General features: G+C 61.1%; 8 protein-coding genes. 6 read left to right on the top strand and 2 right to left on the bottom strand.

Annotated features, from left to right (window positions below; translation table 11 throughout):
* Positions 1-32 precede the first annotated feature (32 nt).
* Both C8D78_RS18465 and C8D78_RS18460 read right to left on the bottom strand, forming a co-directional pair.
* On the bottom strand, positions 33-1037 hold the full coding sequence (locus C8D78_RS18465) for a restriction endonuclease (protein ID WP_167467964.1): 1005 nt from the start codon (positions 1035-1037) through the stop codon (positions 33-35).
* A gap of 69 nt (positions 1038-1106) precedes the next feature.
* On the bottom strand, positions 1107-1748 hold the full coding sequence (locus C8D78_RS18460; RefSeq protein WP_147429655.1) for a DUF6308 family protein: 642 nt from the start codon (positions 1746-1748) through the stop codon (positions 1107-1109).
* Between the two features lie 150 nt (positions 1749-1898).
* Here C8D78_RS18460 and C8D78_RS18455 point away from each other — a divergent pair, with 150 nt between their 5' ends.
* From C8D78_RS18455 to C8D78_RS18430, 6 genes are all read left to right on the top strand, one after another.
* Positions 1899-7079 (top strand): DEAD/DEAH box helicase, encoded by a 5181-nt coding sequence (locus C8D78_RS18455; RefSeq protein ID WP_120955323.1) that lies wholly within the window; start codon positions 1899-1901, stop codon positions 7077-7079.
* Positions 7076-9937 (top strand): helicase-related protein, encoded by a 2862-nt coding sequence (locus C8D78_RS18450; protein WP_120955322.1) that lies wholly within the window; start codon positions 7076-7078, stop codon positions 9935-9937. Before C8D78_RS18455 ends, C8D78_RS18450 begins: the two co-directional genes overlap by 4 nt.
* Positions 9934-13980 (top strand): Eco57I restriction-modification methylase domain-containing protein, encoded by a 4047-nt coding sequence (locus C8D78_RS18445; protein ID WP_120955321.1) that lies wholly within the window; start codon positions 9934-9936, stop codon positions 13978-13980. The genes C8D78_RS18450 and C8D78_RS18445 overlap by 4 nt, the downstream gene beginning before the upstream one ends.
* Complete coding sequence (locus C8D78_RS18440; protein WP_120955320.1) at positions 13977-16991, top strand: McrB family protein; 3015 nt, start codon at positions 13977-13979, stop codon at positions 16989-16991. The genes C8D78_RS18445 and C8D78_RS18440 overlap by 4 nt, the downstream gene beginning before the upstream one ends.
* Complete coding sequence (locus C8D78_RS18435) at positions 16991-18229, top strand: McrC family protein (protein ID WP_120955319.1); 1239 nt, start codon at positions 16991-16993, stop codon at positions 18227-18229. The genes C8D78_RS18440 and C8D78_RS18435 overlap by 1 nt, the downstream gene beginning before the upstream one ends.
* A gap of 99 nt (positions 18230-18328) precedes the next feature.
* Positions 18329-20737, top strand: coding sequence for a HelD family protein (locus C8D78_RS18430; RefSeq protein ID WP_120955318.1), 2409 nt, complete (start codon positions 18329-18331; stop codon positions 20735-20737).
* Positions 20738-20782: the final 45 nt, after the last annotated feature.

Raw genomic sequence — 20782 nt, 5'->3', positions numbered from 1 at the left:
GATGATCATGGCTTCCTTTTGGGGCTGGGGATCTAGATATTCTCAAAGAAGTCTTGGTCAACTTTCTTGACTGCGATATTACGCTCGACTTGCACTCCAACGCCGTACTGAACCATTAGCTCCGCCAACCGTAGTCCGTCGATGAGAAGCAGCGTTTTGCTCACTACTTCGCGGGGAACCTGAAGAGCATCCGGGGTAAAGGAAGACGTCGTAATGAAGATTCCCTTGGTGGCGCGGTGCTGGTCGAGTGCGCCGCTGAATCCTCTGACTTCGGGACCGCTAACTTTGTTGTCTTCTGAGTACCTTTTCGCCTGCAGGTAGACCCTGTCTAGGCCAAGTGCGTCTTGCCAGACTATGCCATCTATTCCTTTGTCGGCAGAGTGCAACTTTGCGGCCAGGCCGTCCATCTTATTCACGCCGTATCCCAATTGGACGATGAACTGTCTGATGAGGCGCTCGAAAGTTGCAGGCTCCAGAATCAGCAGTTGTTGGTAGATATCGTTAGCGAGGCTTTGATTTAGTTGCTGACTGGCGCGGTCGAGAATATCTGTAGGTGTTTCGCTGGAGATGGCTTCTTCCGTGGCCGCCGTCGAGATGGTTGGCCCGCTGGCTTCCGTTTTTTGGCTGGTACGTCCCAGGAACTGCTGGTACTTCGGATAGCGTTCAAGGGTCTTTGGCGTAACGGGCTGCGCCAGTTCGACCAGCCGCTTGCCCTCATCAGTCGTCTGGTAGGTCGCCCGTGCCGGTCGAAGCAGGATGCCGGCGTTGAAGGAGTGGGATAGTGCCCAGTTCATCCGGTTGTACCAACGCTCCTGTCCTGAGGGAATGAGTTCGGCAAGTTCATCATCGGTCATCGATACGCGGTTGAGGACGCCGTCTCGGATCTCCTTGATGGTTCTGACTTTGCCATCCTGCAACACATCGAGGATGGGCAGGATGAACTCGTGCCATTGAGGCAGGGGCATGACTGAAGGCTCCGTTTCGAACGACTTTTCTGCCGGATGCGACGGCAAGGTGGGGGTGAGGAGGCTAGCCATGCTGACCACGACTACGTTGCTTTACTTGTGAGCTTACCGACGTGGAGCGCCCCCGAACTCACGAACCTGCTAGTTCCGCCGCTTCCCCAGTTCCCAACCGATGATATCCAGCGCTCGAAGTGGGGTGATTTTCGGGCCCGGGGCAATCGCGGCAATCTCCTTCCAAAGGGGGAGCTGGGTCGCAAGATCCTCCTGCACGGCCTTGAGCCAAGCCAACCGGTAGGCGCTGTGGCTTCGGCCGTCTTCGTACGGCACCGGCGCGCCTTCACATTCGCTATAGCAATAGCGAATGTTGTCGTCGAACAATGGAAGGAGGTCCGGGCGCTTCCGGTGCAGGACTTTCGAGAGCGTGGTGAGCCGGACGTACCTTGCTGGAGTGGTTTCAAGCACTCCAAGGAGGCGGACGATCGCCTCCAGCGTTTCGGCGCCGGCACTCGCGAGGTCGCCGTCGATGGCAGGATCTTCCAGTCGCTCGTTGATCGGAGCCACGAGACTTTCAAGCCCGTAGTAAACGGGGATCGGATTGTTGGAGACGTTGAGGAGAGCAACGGCCAGTAGGTCCTGCGGCCCTACCGAATCGCCTAGTGAACCTGGATATCCGTCGTAGGCAGGGTACGCGGACGTTCGGGGCCTCTCGACTAAGTACGTACGCGCCCACCCCTTTGCCTCGTCGAGTTCAACAGATGCCCCGCCAACCTTCAGTGTCGTCATGATCGAAACACTAATCCGCGCGTGGCGTGCCAGAGACCAAGACGAATCGTGTCTTCTGAGGAAGTGCGAGCGCCGGGAAGGAAGTTGGGCCGGCCGCCCGGCTAAACTTCGCTGTAGCTATCAAAGGTCTTGTCAACAGGGGGAGCACGCGTGGATGCGTTCGGAATTCGTGAAAAGCTGATCGCCGGCTACCGGTCTTTCACGGAAGGCTTCGTTGACATCCAGGACCCGCGGATCAAGGATGCCGTCGTCGAGCTCGGAGACAAGGGACGGCAGTGGCCCGACCCTTGGCTGTCCCTGAATCCCTCGTTCAGCTCCGGCGGCCGCATAGACGAGCTCGTCCGACGTGGGCTCCTTCACCCCGATTGCGATGTCATTTTCAGGCCCAAGAGGGACGCCAGCGACCGGGGCTCGGCGCCTATCACGCTGCACAAGCATCAGCGCGATGCCATTGAAATCGCCGCCAAGAAGGATTCATACGTCCTTACAACCGGCACGGGCTCCGGCAAATCACTTGCGTACATAGTCCCGATTGTGGACCGTGTGCTCCGCGAAGGGACGGGCAAGGGAGTCAAAGCCATCATCGTTTACCCGATGAACGCCTTGGCCAACAGCCAGATGGAGGAGCTGGCGAAGTTCCTTGAGCATGGATTTGATGGAAAGCCGCCTGTCACGTTTGCTCGCTACACCGGCCAGGAACGTGGCGAGGCCCGCGAGAACATTCTGAAGAACCCACCGGACATCCTGCTGACGAATTACGTGATGCTCGAATACGTCCTGACGCGCCCGGAGGAGCGGCAGTCGCTCATCCGAGCGGCCTCCGGATTGCAGTTCCTGGTTCTGGACGAGCTACACACTTACCGTGGCCGGCAGGGCGCCGATGTTGCCATGCTCGTACGCCGCTTGCGGGACGCTTGTAACGCCCAGAGCACCCTGCAGTGCATTGGCACGTCCGCCACGATGTCGAGTGGTGGAACTGTGGCCCAGCAGCAGAGGGACGTTGCCGAGGTCGCTTCCCGGATTTTTGGAACCGTTGTTTCACCGGACCACGTGGTGACCGAGACCTTGGTCCAAGCGACCACTAACCAGCACCGATCGGATCAGGATCTGAAGGCCGCTGTGCGAGAACGCGGTGATGCTGAGTACAGCAGCCCGACGCTGGACGGCGGGTACACGCTGATGGCGTCCGATCCGCTGGCATCCTGGATTGAGGACACGTTTGGCCTCACAAAGGAGCCGGAATCCGGCAAGATCATCCGCGGACAACCACAGACCGTTACCCATGCCGCAAAGAAACTGGCTAAGCAGACCGGGGAAACAGCAGGCAGTTGCGCCACCGCTATCCGCGCGACTCTCCTTGCGGGTTCGAAGGCGAAGCACGCTGAGACCAACCGCCCGCTGTTCGCCTTCCGCCTTCATCAGTTTATTTCCAAGGCCGGGTCCCTCTATGCCACGGCGGAGTCTGAGGACACGAGGCTCATCGAGACCGACTTCCAGTTGACCGTCGGAGACGCGGAGAAGCGGCTTTATCCCCTCGCGTTTTGTCGCGAGTGCGGTCAGGAATACCTGATGGCACGGTTGACGGAGGCCGGGGGCGACTTCCGTTTCATCGCCCGGCACGAACTGAAAATGCAGGATACCGGCGGCCCGGACAATGGCCAGGACGGGTATCTGTACATCTCCACTGAGCAGGAATGGCCGGAACAGGCCATTGAGGCGGGCCGTATCCCCGCCTCCTGGCTCAACGAGGCGGTGTCTGGGAATCGAGTCATCGAGTCCAAACGCAAGCGGATTCCGTCGCGCTACCGCGTCCAGCCTGACGGCGCAGCTGCCCGAGATAACGAGTACACCCAGGACGATGGCCAGCTCGCCGCGTGGGTCCCGGGAAGCCTTGGTTTCTGCCTGAACTGCCAGGTCACCTATGAATCCGCCCGGAGCGGTGAATTCTCCAAGGTTGTGACGCTCGACCAAGAGGGCCGCAGCAGCGCGATGACCGTGATCGCAACGAAGCTCGTGCAGTTATTGAAGTCAGAGGTCGGCAGCGACTTGAGTCCGCGCGCTAAGAAACTGCTGACTTTCGTGGACAACAGACAGGACGCGTCCCTCCAGGCCGGCCACTTGAACGACTTCGTCCAAGTGGCTCAGCTTCGTTCTGCCCTCTACCGCGCAGTCGCTTCGGCCGGGGATGACGGAGTCGACGCGATGGAGCTGGGTGATGCGATCATCAAGACACTCAGCCTGGCATGGTCCGACTATGCGCGGACCGAAGACCCGCTGGACCCCAAACCGACCAAGCGGGCCCTGAACGAAGTCGTGACCTACCGTGCTCTGCGCGACCTGCAACGCGGGTGGCGGATCACCCTGCCCAACCTTGAACAGACAGGTCTCCTGGTAGTGGACTACCCCCTCGCCAAGAACCTGGCGGAACAAGAGCGCCGCTGGGAAAAAGCTCACTACGTGCTCCGGGACGCGGACCCCGGCAAGCGAGAGGAGATTATCCGGGTCCTGCTGGATGAGTTCCGCCGCGTTCTTGCCATCGACGCCGAGGAACTCACAGCGGACTGGCTGGACCGCGTCAAGAACCGCAGCCGCGAATTCCTGACGGGTATTTGGGCTTTGCCAGAGCAAGAATCTGCTGCCAGCGTCGGGCTCGTGACCACGGAGCCCAAGAAGTTGGCTTACCGGACGACTCTTCCCGTGACCTCTTACGGAACGTTTGGCCGATGGCTAGCCAAGACAGCTTCACCCAGCAACAAGCTCAAACGCGCCGAGGTGGACGAAGTCATCGCTTCGCTTTTCAAAATTCTGCTCGAGACGGGCTTTATTGCGGAGGTCGTCGAAGGCAAGGTCTCCGGCTACCGTCTCAAACTGTCCAGCATGGTTTTGAGGAAGGGCGACGGCGAATACGGCGCCCCCGATTTGCTCCGCCGCACATATCATGCAGACCAGAAGCCCCGCGTTATCCAGTTCTTCAAGGACCTGTACCTAGAGCAAGGAGAGGAGCTGGCCGGCCTCAAGGCGGCGGAGCACACTGCCCAGGTACGTGCAGAAGACCGGGAAGCCAGGGAACAGGCGTTCCGCGAAGCAGAACTTCCGCTGCTGTTCTGTTCTCCAACCATGGAGCTGGGCGTCGACATCGCCGACCTCAATGCGGTGGCGATGCGCAACGTTCCGCCGACGCCGGCAAACTACGCCCAGCGCAGCGGCCGTGCGGGGCGCTCGGGCCAGCCGGCCCTGGTCCTGACCTACTGCGCCACCGGCAGCCCTCACGACTCCTACTACTTCGAACGCTCGAACCTCATGGTTTCCGGTCAGGTCCAGCCGCCGCGGTTGGACTTCGCCAACGAAGACCTGATCAGGTCACACGTCCACGCCATCTGGCTCGCGGAAGCCCTCGCCGCAACCAGCTCGGGTCTGGGTAAGTCCATGAGCGGTCTCCTCAAGCTTGAAGACAAGAGCTACCCCCTTCAGCCCGGAATCAAATCTGTCCTAGCTGATGAACAGGCCGCGAAACGCGCCAAGGCATCGGCAGAGGTCCTCCTGCGGAGCATCGAAGGGGAATTGAAGGAAACATCGTGGTGGACTGAATCATGGTCCGATGCCGTCATTGACGCCGCTCTGGCCAACTTCGATCAGGCCTGTGAGAGATGGCGACAGCTCTACCGGAGCGCCATCACCGAGCAAGACGCTGCACACCGAGCCAGCCAGGACCACTCCACGGATTCCAAGCAACGGGAAATGGCGGCCAACCGGCACCGCGAAGCCGGGCAGCGCCTGGAAATCCTTCTCAACGACAGCGAATCAAAGGGCCAATCGGACTTCTACACCCTGCGTTACTTGGCGTCCGAGGGCTTCCTCCCGGGATACTCGTTCCCGCGGCTGCCATTGGCTGCCTTCATCCCTGGCATCAGAAGAGGCAAGGACAACAACAGCACGTGGCTGCAACGCTCGCGTTTCCTGGCGATCAGCGAGTTCGGACCGGACTCCCTGATTTACCACGAAGGCGCCCGCTACCAGGTCAAGCGCGTCAGCCTGCCGCGGGATTCTGACGGCGGGGGCGTGGGAGACGTTGTCCTCGGTGAGGCCCGTGTCTGCGTCGCCTGTGGTTACCTGCATCAGCGCGAGGCCGGGCTCGACATCTGCGAATCGTGCAACGAACCGCTGGCCGGCAGCTGGTCAAACCTGATGCAGTTGCAGTCCGTCATCACGCGCCGCCGCGAGCGGATCAGCGCGGACGAGGAGGAACGCAACCGCCAGGGATTCCAGCTGGTCACCAACTACCGCTTTGCACCGCACGGTAAGAAGCCCGGCCGCTCCGATGCGCAGATGCTGAACGGGGACGCCACCATCGGCGCAGTGCACTACGGCGACGGAGCCACCGTCCGGGTGACCAACCTGGGTCGACGGAACCGGGCCAAGCAGGATCGGCATGGCTTTTGGCTCGACCTCATCACGGGCGAATGGCTGTCGGAAAAGAAGGCCGCCGCGGATACCGGAAATGCCGGTGAGGCCACCGACGCTGATGACATGACCGTAGAACAGTCCAAGAAGAAGCAGATGGTGACGCCTTACGTTGAGGACCGCCGCAACATCGCCGTCGTCCGCTGGACGGAGAACGTGACGCCCGCAGAAGCAACCACCTTGCAGTTCGCCATGGAACGCGGCATCGAAGCGGTGTTCCAGCTGGAGGACTCAGAGCTCTCCAGCGAGCTTTTGGCTGACAGTGAGGATCGGGGACGTCTGCTGTTCATCGAGGCCGCGGAGGGCGGCGCCGGAGTGTTGCGCCGGCTGCAAAGCGAGCCGGACGCCATGGCCAGGGTCGCCGCCAAGGCGCTGGAAATTCTGCATGTCGATGCCGCTACGGGCAACGACATGGAAAACAGCTGCGTCCGTGGCTGCTACCGGTGCCTGTTGTCCTACGGCAATCAGCGTGATCACGAAATTATCGACCGGAGGCTCGTCATAGACCGGCTGATGCAGTTGGCCGGCGCTGTCACGGTGGCCGCAGCACCGAAGCCGAAACCCAAGCACGTTATGCCTCCCGGAACTGTGGTCAGCCCGCGGGCCCAAAGCCTGTTGGACTATCTGCTGCAGAACGGGCGAAATCTACCCGATGAAATCGGCCCCAGCATTGAGGGGAATGTGGTGGACTTCGTCTACACCGCTAAGTTGTCGGTAGGCATCGCTGTGATTGTGGAGGACGTGTCCAGACCTCCCGTCGATGACCTGGCACTGACGTACGGCAACTGGAACGTCATCAGGTGCCGTCAGGACGAAGACATTGAAGCATTTGTTAGTGGACACACGAACGTATTTGGAGTGGTGGAGTGACAAGTACGACAGCGGAGCACAGTTTTGCGGTTGGCTCGCTGGTAGCGGCCCGCGGCCGGGAATGGGTAGTTCTGCCCGAGAGCACCCCCGACTTCCTTGTCCTCCAGCCCCTGGGCGGCACTATGGACGACATCGCCGGAGTCATCCCCTCCATCGAGGAAGTGAACCCGGCGTCCTTCGGTCTGCCGCTGGCAACCGACCTAGGCGATGACCGCAGCGCCCGGCTGCTCCGCGACGCGCTCCGTATCGGGTTCCGATCCAGCGGTGGCCCGTTCCGTTCCCTGGCAGGGTTGAATGTGAGCCCGCGCCCGTATCAGCTCGTTCCACTGCTGCTGGCGCTCCGCCAGGATGTCGTGCGCCTCCTGGTCGCCGACGATGTGGGAATTGGCAAGACCATCGAGGCTGGACTGATCGCCTCGGAGCTCCTGGCTCAGGGCGACGCCAGCGGTCTCGCTGTCCTATGCCCGCCGAGCCTGGCCCAGCAGTGGAAGCAGGAACTTTCGGAGAAGTTTGGTATTGACGCCGAGCTGGTCCTGCCAGGGACAGTGAAGCGGCTGCAGAGGGAAGCCGGCTACGACAAGTCCATCTTTGAGTATTTCAAACACACGATCGTTTCCACTGACTTCATCAAGTCCGAGTCCAAGCGCCACGACTTCATGCGGACCGCACCAGACCTAGTGATTGTGGACGAGGCCCACGGCGTCACCGCCGATGACTCCGGTAAGGGCGGCGTCGGCCGCACGCAGCGGTACGAGCTGGTGCGGGGACTGGCCGATGACCCGGGCCGTCACCTCGTGCTGGTGACGGCAACGCCGCACAGCGGCAACGACGGTGCCTTCCGCAACCTGATCGGCCTGCTGGATAACAGCCTTAAGACCGTGGACCTCTCTACCGAGGCGGGCCGCCGCAAACTCGCGGACCATATGGTCCAGCGCCGCCGCGTGGACATCCGCAGCTACCTGAAGTCTGACACCAAGTTTCCCAGCGACCGGCAGACAGTCGAGGTCGCCTACAAGCTCTCGCCGGAGCACCGGGCATTCTTCGACGCCGTCCTGAACTACGTCCGCGGCCAGGTGCAGGACACCTCCGGCAGCAAACGCGACCAACGCATCCGCTGGTGGTCCGCGCTGTCCTTGCTGCGTGCCATGGCATCCTCGCCTGCGTCCGCTGCCGCTACCCTGAACACCCGTGCTGTCGCTGAAGGTGCTGAATCGGACGTCGCCGCCGAGAAGCGCGGCATGGCAGTGGTGATGGACCAGGTGGAGGACGACGGCGGCGAAGGCATCGACGTCGTGCCCGGCTCCCGGCCGGATGCCTTGGATGAAACATCGTGGGAAAGACGTCAGCTTAATTCGTTCCTCAAGACAGCGGGGGAGCTTCAGGCCAACCCCGGGCAGGACGCCAAGCTTCAGCTCTTGGTCAAGCGCATCCGAGCGCTCATTGCCGAGGGCTTCCAGCCCATCGTTTTTTGCCGCTTCATCCCAACCGCACACTACGTCTCGGAGTACCTGCGGGAAGTTGGGAAGAGGAAGTTCGACGTCGAGGTAGTCACCGGCGAGCTGCCCTCAGAGGAACGTGCCGCGCGCATCGCCGCGCAGGCGGAACGCGCCGGCGACACTCCGAAGGTGCTGGTGGCCACGGACTGCCTGTCCGAGGGCGTGAACCTGCAGGACGGGTTCCAAGCCGTAATTCACTATGACCTCGCCTGGAACCCCACCCGCCACGAACAGCGCGAAGGGCGGGTGGACCGATTCGGACAGCTCTCGGATACCGTCCGCGCCCTCACCATCTACGGCGATGACAACGGAATTGACGGCATCGTGCTGGATGTTCTGCTGCGCAAGCATGAGAGCATTCGACGGGACCTGGGCATCAGCGTACCCGTACCGCCGCGCAGCGATCAGATCCTGTCCGCGCTCCTGGAAGGCATCATGATGCGCGGCAAGAACGGCGATCAGCTGGAGCTGTTCAGCCTCACCCCAGAAGCTGAGGAACTGGATGCTGACTGGCGAAGCAGCGCGGAACAGGAGAAGCTCAGCCGCTCCCGCTTCGCGCAGAATGCCATACGCCCGGAAGAAGTTCAGAAAGTGGTAGACGCAGCCCGGCGCAGCCTGGGCGACCCCGACGATGTCGCGGCCTTTGTGAAAGCAGCCCTCGAAGAGACGGGCGCTCACGTCGATACCACCCCCGATGGGCTTGTGGCCGAGCTGACAGCGGCTGTGCCGGGCATCCGCAACGCCCTGGGCTCGGATTCCAAGATCCGCTTCGTCAACGACTTCCCGGCCCCGCACCACACCTCCGTGCTGGTACGGACGGACCCCGTCGTCGCTGCAGCGGCAAACTATGTCCTGAACTCCGCCCTGGACGCGCAACTCATGGGCAAGGAACGCCCGGCCCGCCGCTGCGGCTTCATCAAAACCAGTGCGGTGGACAAACTTACCGTGGCCCTCCTGGTCCGCTTCCGCACCAAGCTGGTGCTTCCCGTGCGGCTCGGCGACAAGACAGACATGGCAGAGGAGGCCCGTGTCCTGGCCTTCACCGGCATGCCGCAGAACCCCGTCTGGCTCCCGGAAGATGCCGTCGAAGCGCTGCTCCATGCCAGACCGGACGCGAATGCCGGCGATGTCACCAACATGATGGCCGCCATCCTCGGATCTCTGGACCAACTGAAGGACCAACTCGAGCAGAAAGCCCGAGACGTGGCCGAGCAGATCCGTGATGCCCACAGAGAGGTCAGGATCGCCGCTCGTGGCGATCGTGCCGGCCAGCTCGGCATCCGTGGCCTCACGGTCGAACCGAATCTTCCCGCAGACATCCTGGGCGTCTACGTCTACAGCCCGGCCGGAGGCACCAAATGAGCGCGGCATTCCAAGCCATCACCGTCGTCGGAGGAGTTGTTCCCCCCTCGTTGCTGGGGCGCATCCAGGCCGGGGAAGTCAATGATGCCAGGAGCATGGCTCCGGTCAGTTTCCACCTTGCCGGCACTGAAACGGTCCGTGACGCGGCCTCACGGACATGGATGTACCTTCAGGGTGCCTGGCGCGCCTGGCGCGAATCGGACGCCGCCAAACGCCCGGACGGGCAAGGTGCCGGCACTGGTGATGCCCGACAGAAGTGGCTTCTGGTGCTACTTCGCGAACTCGGCTATGGGCAGGTTCCGGCGACCCCCGGCGGCCTGACGATCGGCGGCGAGGCGTACCCCATCTCGCACCGTTGGGAGTCCGTGCCCATCCACTTGCTTGGCCCTGGCGTGGACCTGGACAAGCGCACCCCGAAGATTGAAGGTGCGGCCCGGCGCGCGCCCCAGGCGATGATGCAGGAATTCCTGAACCGTGAGGACACTTACCTCTGGGCCATTCTCAGCAACGGCCTCAGGCTCCGCCTCCTGCGGGACTCCACCGCGCTGGCAGGCTCCGCATACATCGAGTTCGATCTCGAGATCATCTTCGAGTCGGATCTCTATTCCGAATTCCAGCTGTTCTGGCAACTCTGCCACCAGTCCCGGCTGGACAAGCGCGGCGGATCCGAAGCGCCCCCGTCTGACTGCTGGCTGGAACTCTGGCGCGGTGAATCCGTCGAGGCCGGAGCTCGTGCCCTCGACAAGCTGGGCGCGGGCGTCGAGAAAGCTCTGGGCTTCCTGGGCTCGGGCTTTCTGCGTCACCCGGACAACCGCTGGCTCGTGGATGCCCTGCATTCCGGGGATCTAAGCCATCGCGACTTCCACAAGGCACTCCTTCGCACTGCCTACCGCCTGCTGTTCCTGTTCGTAGTGGAGGATCGCGGCGCTCTCCTCGATCCGGCGGCGACCACCGAGGCCCGCCACCGCTACGAGACCTATTTCTCGACACAGAGGCTGCGGAAGATGTCGCGCACCCGCGACGGAGGCCCGCACCCGGACCTGTGGCGTACCCAGAAACTCGTGTTGGGCGCCCTGGGCGGCGACGGTCTCGGTGTAGTCGGTCTGCCGGCACTGGGCGGACTTTTTGATCCCGATCCCCGCGCCGCTCGTCTGGCCGGGCAACCGCATGGGGACCTTTTGCTAGGTGCAGAGTTGGCAAACCAGGACTTCCTCAAGGCCATCCGCGGTCTGGGCTGGGTGGCTGGAAAGACCGGCCGTCTGCAGCCCGTGGACTACCGACATCTCGGGGCCGAGGAACTAGGCTCCGTTTACGAATCTTTGCTGGAATTGGTACCCCGCGTCGATACCGAGACGCGGTCCTTTGAACTTGCGCATCTGGCCGGGAACGAGCGCAAGACCACCGGCTCCTACTACACCCCCCCAAGTCTGGTGTCCGCGCTATTGGACACCGCCTTGGACCCGCTGCTGGACCAGGCCGTGAATGGTGCGACAGGACCAGACGACGCCGAGGCCCGGCTTCTTGCGCTGACCGTGTGCGATCCTGCCTCCGGCTCCGGCGGCTTTCTGGTGGCCGCCGCCCGCCGGATTGCCCGCCGCCTGGCCGAGGTGCGCGCCGGCGATAACGAGCCCACACCCGGCGAGGTGCAGAGCGCACTGCATGACGTGGTGGAACGCTGCATCTACGGCGTGGACATGAATGACCTCGCCGCCGAACTTGCCAAGGTGTCCCTGTGGCTGGAAGCCATGCAACCCGGGAAACCGCTGGGCTTCCTGGACGCCCGGATCAAAATCGGCAACAGCCTGTTGGGAACAACGCCTGCGCTGCTCGCCGGCGGCGTACCGGAGGGGGCCTTCACCGTTCTGGAAGGCGACGACAAGACGTTTGCGGCGGAGGCCAAAAAGCGGAACAAAGCCGAGAACACGAGGAAAGCGGACAGGCTCTTTGGTTCACTCGGGCAGGACGCCTTCAGCTTCGGCGGCACGCAGTCGGCTGTGGCGCAGATGATCAGCCAGCGCCGCGAACTGGTCAAACCCGTGGCGAGCGCCGAGGAGGCCCGGTCCCGAGCCAAGGCCTACGACGCCTTCGACCACTCCGCGGACATGGAGCAGAAGAGGCTCCACGCGGACGCCTGGTGCGCGGCGTTCGTGTGGCCCCTGAAAGCTGGCGAGGCCGAGCCACCCACCTCGTCCATCGTTCGGCAGCTGGGCGACTCCGGCATTTCCGCCGGGTACGCCGGGACGGTCGCGCGGATCCGCCAGCTGGCTGATGAGTACCGTTTCTTCCACTGGCACTTGGAATTCCCGGAAGTCTTCGGTGACCCTGAATTCGGAGAAGACGTCGGCGTCGAGGGCTGGCCCGGAGGTTTCTCCTGCATGCTCGGCAACCCGCCTTGGGAACACATTGAGCTAAAGGAACGGGAGTTCTTTGCCGCTCATAGCCCCAAGATTGCAGCGGCGGCAGGGGCCAAGCGTAAGAAGCTCATCGAGGAGTTATTTGAACTAGATCCGATTCTCGACCGAGAATTTCGAGCGCGTAAACGGGAGATTGATGGAGTCCGTCACTTCGCCTCAAATTCCGGGCGCTACCCTCTCTGTGGCCGGGGAAGAGTCAAGACAGACCCTCTCTTTGCCGAGCTCTTCCGATCGATGACACATCCGATGGGGCGAACCGGGATCATTGTACCGACAGGTATTGCTACGGACCACACCACTCAGTTCTTCTTCAAGGATCTTGTTGAGACCTCCACTATCGCGGCCCTATACGATTTCGAAAATCGGGCGCCGCTATTTGTCGGTGTCGATTCTCGCTATAAGTTTTGTCTTTTGACCATCGCTGGTCGAGTGGCTAAGGAAGAAGTGGCCTCCTTCGCATTCTTCTTGCACGATCCGGCCGATGTATCGGTATCCTCGTTCGAACTCAGTCCGGAAGAGATCAAGCTCCTCAACCCGAACACGGGGACGCTACCAATCTTCCGAACTCGCCGTGATGTAGAGATCACTCTCGCGATATACCGACGGGTTCCGGTCCTCATCGACGAGAACGACTCAGTTGGCGGGAATCCGTGGGGCGTTTCATTCATGCAGGGTCTGTTCAACATGACCTCCGACTCACATCTGTTTCACACGCGAGAACAGTTGGAGAGCGGAGGTTGGGTTCTTGATGGCAACACCTTTGAGCGCACTTCAAGTGGCCAGCTCGAGAAAATGCTGCCGCTCTATGAGGCAAAGATGATCCACCAATTCGATCACCGTTGGGCGACATACGAAAACGGAAAGACCCGAGAAGTTGATCCAGCACGGAAGCGTGACGCCAGATTTGATGTTCTCCCCAACAGCTGGGTGGCTGAGGCTGAAGTGGAAAAGGCCATCCAGACAGCCAGCGTGCCGGACACTGCAACCACCCTGGGTATTCGTGGCATAACAAATAGCACTAATGAGCGTACAATCATCTCGTCAATTGCTCCTCGCGTGGCTTTTGGCAACAGCTGCCCGAGGTTGACTGTTCGTAAGGGATCCGCAAGTATCCTCTCGGCTGTGCTGAATTCATTTGCCCTGGATTTTGCGGCTAGGCCAAAAGTCGGAGGATCGAACCTCAACTTCTTTATTGCTTATCAATTGCCGGTTCTTCCACCTTCGATTTTCGATGAGCTGTGTACTTGGGACGCTCGCGAGAGTGTCGGATCTTGGACGGCAGCAAGAGCGAACGAACTGATTTTCACGACCTGGAGCCTAGCGAACCCGGGCGAGGAGCCCTTCAAGTGGGACGAGCAGCGCAGGTCCCAATTGCGCGCCGAATTGGATGCCGGCTTCTTCGTTCTGTATGGGTTCGATCGTGACGAGATCGACTATGCCATGGAGAGATTCCCCATTAGCAAGAGGAATGACGAAGTTGAGTTCGGCGAGTACCGTACCAAACGCCTCATTCTCGACGCCTACGACGCCATGCAGGACGCCATCAAGACCGGTGTCGCCTTTGAATCGACGCTTACCCCGCCGCCCGGCCAAGGCCCCCGCCACCCCGCCAAGGAGATGTCCGCATGACACGGAACTTGAACTGGACTCAGTTCATCGAGTTTGCCGGCAAGTTCATCGAGACCGTTGACCTCGCGGCGGAAGAGAATGACTACAAGCGAGTACTGGCGGCGAAGCTTGCGGTAGTTCGGGACGAACTGCTGGCTGGGGATCCTGGATGGCACTCGCACTTCATTCGGGCCCTGCGGACGACGAACCTCGTCAATTACAGAACCATTGGTGCCATGGACAAGCTGGATGAGGTCTGGGCGCAGAACCTGCGCACACTGTTGACGCGGTTTTGGTCGGGTGAGCCCGAAACAGTGAAGCTGAATGCCTTGGTAGCCGGTCTGAAAGAGCTGAACTCTCGGGAGCTTTCAGACGGTATCGCCACCGGCGTGGGTTCTGTCCTGCTCATGGCTGTGGATCCGACCGAGTTCCCGCCGTACCGTCCCGAAGCGGTCCGACTGTTCTGGAACATCATCGGTTTTGACTACAAAGACGCCGTACGGACTCCGCAAGGACGCTATGACGCGTTCTTGGACGTCCTGGACCAGTTCCGGTCGGAGCTGGCCCTTGCGGGCCTCGGTAACTTTGACCGCTTGGAAGCCCAGGGCATCATGTGGACGGTTATGAACGCCGACCCGACGGACCATTGGGCCTCCCAGAACGCGGTGAACTTCCGTAAATGGCGCGGGGACAAGGTCGCGGCTGCCGAGATCGATCTCAGCACTCCCGCTGCCACGATAGCTCCCCAGCTCGAAGCTGCAGGGCGGCTGATCCTCGAGAGCGGATTTCGCAGCGCGCCTTCCGCCATCGACGGCGCAACGCCAACGTGGACCGTTGAGAACGCTCGCGAGCTGGTAAGAAGAAGCGAGCTCGACGTCGGCCCCGGAACTTTCATGGCGAAGTTCGAACGACAGCTGCAAGGTGCCAGCCGTGGCGTTGTCCTCTTGGCGGCGGAACTGGCGTACCTGCAGGTACTGCCTCTGTCGAACGTAGGCGCCAAAACAAAGATCGCCAGGATCGAGAAGATCCTTTCCTGGATCGAACACGACGAGGTGCCGCTACCTCCGGCGCTTCAAGAGGGCTTGGGCGCCGAAGGTGCGTTCCACGGTGGTGTCGGATTCAACATTCAAGTCGCAGAGCACATGAAATGGCTCTCTCGGCTTGTTGAGCATGTAGCGACACAACCAATGACTCTGATTGAAGCCGCACTTTCGGATCCTTGGGCGTTCCGCGACGTAACCCAGTCAGTCCCGGATGACCGCCCCATGATCCGTTACAGCGTGGACTACATCGCGTGGCCGGGATACTTGCCCCCTGTTGTAAAGCGGGACCACCGGACAGAGATTTGGCATGCATTTGCAGGCGTCATCGGCGGTGCAACGGGTCGAAACGACGACGAGGCCGCCGTTGCCAAAGACCTCCATGCCATTCGGCTCGTCCAACAGGGCAGCTCGAATGAATTCGTGGAATGGTACAGCGAGCCTTATCTAAGCCAGTGGCGGGCAGGCGCGGAGGACTCCGGACAGCGGGCGTGGCTGGTAAGGCAGAGCCAGGCGGGGACGGCCATGCTGCATCCGTGGCTTGAGGACGGGTTCGTGTCCACCCCCGCGCAACACCTTGGGTCACCCACGCCAGGATCGAACTTGGGCCAAATACAGGCGGCCGTCAATAAGGGCTACCAGCACATCGAATATTCGGAGCGCAAACTCCGTGCCATGGAATACCATCGCTTCCTCAGCATCATGAAAGTGGACGACTTCGTCCTCACCGCCTTCGAAGACGGTCTCTATCTAGGGGTCGTGACCGGGGAGGCCAACTACGTCGAGGACGCGACATCCCGCTTGCGACGCGCGGTCGCGTGGCAGAAGACGCCGATCAGCAATGAAGACACGCCCGCGCCCCTGCCGCGGCTGCTGGCCGAGCAAGGGTCAGTCGTGGACCTTACCGAAGCACTTTCCATCATCACAGCCTGGTTCGGTGTGGAAGCTGACCCCGACAACGAGACGGAAGTTGTGGCACCCGTGCCGCAAATCGCCGTCGTACCCCACCTGAAGAAAGCCACGCCAGAACTGGCACGAAAGCTGCACGTGGACCAGGAACACTTGCAGGAAGTGATCCGGCTCCTCCAGACCCGGCAGCAGATCGTATTTTACGGACCTCCCGGAACCGGCAAGACCTTTCTGGGAACGGCCATCGCCAAGTTCCTGGCGGGGGAGGAGCACTCCGACCACGTCAAGACGGTCCAGTTCCACCCTTCCTACGCCTACGAAGACTTTTTCGAGGGCTACCGGCCGGCGAAAAGCCAGGACGGAAACGTGGCATTCAGCCTCGAAGCGGGGCCGCTGCGACGTATCGCCGACGAGGCGGCATCTGAAGGCAACCGCGATAAGCCATATTTTCTGATCATCGATGAGATGAACCGCGGCAACCTCGCCAAGATCTTCGGCGAGCTGTATTACCTGCTGGAGTACCGCAACGAGGGCATCAATCTCCAGTACAACCCGGAGAAGGTCTTCGCCCTGCCGCCCAACCTGTTCATCATCGGCACGATGAACACCTCCGACAGGTCCATCGCGATGGTGGACGCGGCCATTCGGCGTCGATTTGCGTTCATTGAGTTGCACCCGCAGGAGGGCATGATTTCGGGGTTGCTGGAACGCTTCCTCAAGGCGAACGGAAAGCCTACTTTGCGGGCAGAACTGCTGAATGCCTTGAACGGCGAGATTGAGGAGACAAACCGTGATCTCATGATCGGGCCGTCCTACTTCATGAAGCCCCACGCTGAGACCGATGAGGGGCTCGAGGAAATCTGGAAGTACGAGCTGTTGCCGCTGCTCGAAGAGCAGTATTTTGGGCGCCTGAAACGGGGCCAGGTGAGGGAGAAGTTCGGGCTGGCGGCGATGAGGCGAAAGGCGGCGCGCGCGGTTGGGCCGGTGGACCTTTCTTTGGTGTCTGTCGAGCAGGTGCTGGATGGTGGGGGCGCCGAGGAACTCGAGCGGCTGTTGACGGATTCGGAAGACACGTCCTCCTGATGCTCAGCTCCATCGTCCTCGACGAGCTGCAAAGTTCGGCTGATGCAGTTGAGCTGGATCCGGAAGTCGCCGCGACGCTCCGGGACACCGGGCTGGTGACGGTACTGCCTGCTCACGGTGGATTGTGGACGGTGCTCCCCGCGGGAACTGTGGGGGCTGTCCAGGTGGGGAACCTTCTAGTCGAGGTCACGCCAAAACAGAAGGTCGGTCTCAGCCGGCTGCTGTTCCTGCTCGGCTACGCCGCGAACCCGGGCTTCCGTCCGGAAGACGTTGCGGGCATCGAAGACACCGACCTGTTCGCCGCCCTTGGCGAATCCCTGGCCCGCCAGGGGTTGCGGGCGCTGGAACGCGGTGCGCTCAGTGGATACGTCCACGTTGAGGATGCCCTCCGGACAGTCCGAGGGCGGATCCGTGTGGGTGACCAGATGACCCGCCGCCCCGGGATGCTCCTGCCCTTGGAGGTCGCCTACGACGACTTCACCGTGGATATCCCGGAAAACCGAATCCTGCGGGCTGCCGTACGGCTCATGATGCAGGTGCCTAGGCTCTCCAACGATGTGCGTTGGAGGTTGGCCCACTTGGATTCAAAGTTGGACGGAGTGTCAGAGCTACGCTTTGGCGCCGCATTGCCCGTCTGGGCCGAATCCCGGCTAAACGAGCGGTATGTCCCGGCTCTACGACTGGCCGAAATCATTCTCCGAAACATGTCGGCGGAAGCGGGGCTGGGTCGCCACTCCGTGGCCTCGTTCGTCGTGAACATGGCGACGGTGTTTGAGGACTTTCTGACGACGGCGTTGAAGGAGGCGCTGGACAGATATCAGGGGGAGACAGTCGGGCAATACCCGGCGTTCCTCGACGAGGCGGAGCCTGCAGGCCGGAGCGGCGACCGGGTGCGGATGTATGTAGACATCGTGCATTCCGTCGCTGGCACGCCGGCCATGGTGTTCGATGCGAAGTACAAGGCGGCTTCATCGTCCGGCGCTTATCCAAATGCTGATCATTATCAGATGTTGGCTTACTGCACGGCGCTGGGTGTTCAGACGGCCTGGCTGGTCTACGCCGGGCCGGGGCGGGCCCGAACCCGATGTATCAGAAACTCAGATGTTTCGGTTGTCGAGTACCCCATTGACCTTTCACAAACGCCGGAGGACTTGCTGGCACGAGTGCAGAAACTATCGATGACGGCATTCGAGGAATGGCGTAGCAGTCAGAGAAACTCTGCACTGAGCGCATCGTAGGACTTGGGCTGGTGCCGTTGCATGAAATGTCTGTGATGGCGGATACATTATTACCAGTTACATAGCGCGGCCCTGGGGGCCATACAACTGGGGGCAATAATGAGCGTGGACACCGGCGTCGGAAATGTCTCGAAGACGTCTGAACTGCAGCTTGAGCAGATGTTTTTTGACCAGGCGAAGCAGTATCGCGATGGTCAGAACTCTGCGTGGTCCATGGCAGGCGCCTCCGCAGGAACCGCAGTCGAGCGCCGGGCATACAAGAACGCCATGGAAAAGCGTAAAGTCGCCTCGCCGGATGACCCCGTGGCGCTGACCCGAATCGACTACGACGACGGTGACAAGCTCTACATCGGCAAGATCGCCATCTTCGATGAGAAAAAGAACCTGCTGGTTGTCAATTGGCAGGCCCCCGCGGCTGCGGTGGCCAATCAGGCGTCGGTGCACGATCCTCTGGGGCTGCGGCGGAAGCGAATCTTCGATGCGCCCGCCAACAAAATCATCAGCTTCGAAGACATTGTCTACAAAGCCCTGGCCGAGGCTGTCAGCGAACTCGACGACCACAGCTACGCCGGGGACGCTCTGCTCCAGTCCTTGAGCCGCAAACGCGGGTCGGAAATGACGGACATCGTCAAAACGATCCAAGCCGCGCAGGACAAGCTCGTGAGAGCCGATAAGGATCAACTGCTCATCATTCAAGGTGGCCCCGGAACAGGCAAGACCGCCGTCGCACTTCACCGCGTGTCGTGGCTGCTGTTCAACTTCCAGGACGAACTGCCGCCAGAAGATGTCTTGGTTGTGGGTCCAAACCCAACTTTCACACGGTACATCCGTCGGGTGTTGCCGGATCTCGGCGACGCAGACGTAGTTCAGCAGGCCCTACAAAATCTGCTGTCCAACGACGTCCGGATGACGGGTCAGGACAGCCCGGCCACGGCAACCGTGAAGGGCTCGGCCCGCATGAGCCAGGTCCTGGAGAAGGCCCTCAATCAGCGCATCCGGGTGCCGTCCGAAGACATCCGGATTCAGCGGCGGAATACTGTCCTGACGATTTCATTGCCCGCGAGCAGCATTGCGGAAGTCTTGAAGACCCTTCAGTTCGACTCATTTGCTGATGGCCGCCGCAGATTTCGGCAAAGGCTGGTTGAACTCTCCGCCCCGCAACTGGGCAACATCCGCCAAGTGTCTCCTGAACAGTTTCTGGATCTCAGAGCGCTCGATGCGGAAGTTGAGAAGATCTGGCCCCAAATCACGCCCCAGCAGTTCCTCAGGGAACTCCTTGGTTCGAAGGAAAGGATGAAGCGGGCCGCCGAGGGACACTTGGCACCCGGCGAGATGGAACTGCTCTATCGTCAGCAAGCTGAGAAGGTCGCTGATGAACCTTGGACCATGGCCGATTTGGCGCTGTTGGACGAGGCACAGGCTGCGATGAGAGAAGCGCCCCGCACGTATGGGCACATCGTCGTGGACGAGGCTCAAGATCTATCGAAAATGCAGCTCAGGGCCATTCGTCGTCGCTCTAAGAACGGGTCCATGACCGTGGTTGGCGATATTGCTCAGTCTACGGGCCCTTATTCGCGGGACTCGTGGGACGATATCGCCGCCATCCTTGGCGAGGGAACCCCCGCTCAGGTGGATTCGCGGATCGCAGAACTTGAGCACGGCTACCGCGTCCCGAAGCAAGTGTTTGACGTGGCGCTGCCGATCTTGCAGTCCGCGGCGCCGTCGATCACTCCGCCGCGGATTTTGCGGGATGTGGACTACGCCCCCCGCTTCGCGGGCGTTCCGGCCGGAGAGCTGGCGGAAGAAGTGGCCCGCACTGTGTTTACCCACAGCGGCCGTGGTCGCTTTGTGGGCGTGGTGGCACCCCTCCAGCTTTGGCCCGGACTCCGGGAAGCTTTCCAGGCCGATGATCTTCAATGGAGCGAGTCGACAGAGGGCGAACTCTCGACCGCCATCAACCTAGTCACCCCAGAGGACGCCAAGGGACTTGAGTTTGATGCCGTGATAGTGGTGGACCCGGCGTCTATCCTCCAAATGCCGCACGGTGAACGCATGCTTTACATCGCATTGACTCGGACCACTACGCATCTGGACGTCGTCTATCCGGAAGGGTCCCTGCCGGAGATTCTCGGCGGAGATGAAGCAGAAGGTTCGGACAGGCATGAATCCGGATTAGGGCTGGGGGCCGATGGGCCGGTTGCATCTACGTCCTCCGAAGGTGTAGACCCGGAGGTCGCGGATTCCGGTGAGATAGACCCAGGTGGTTCAACCAGCGCGGAGCCTGAATTCCCTGCACAGCCACCGACGAAAAGCTCCAGTGTTGCCGGGGGAAGCAGCGATAAGACCCAGGCGCGGAACGAAATGGCGGGTCTCGATGGCATGCAGCAGGCAATGGCAGTTCACTGGGCGAAGTTCTTCTCCACACAACTGACCGAAAACGTGCCTGCCAAGCTGATTCCTGCCGTCTTGGAAGAGTTGGCACGGATGAACCTGGATGACCAAGTCTGACGCAGGTGTTTGTATCGAGTCGCTAACCATTCAGGGTCACCGTGG

Source organism: Arthrobacter oryzae (assembly GCF_003634095.1).
Taxonomy (GTDB): Bacteria; Actinomycetota; Actinomycetes; order Actinomycetales; family Micrococcaceae; genus Arthrobacter; species Arthrobacter oryzae.
The sequence above is the reverse complement of the archived record's forward strand: the minus strand, read 5'-3'. Positions and strand labels throughout refer to the sequence as shown.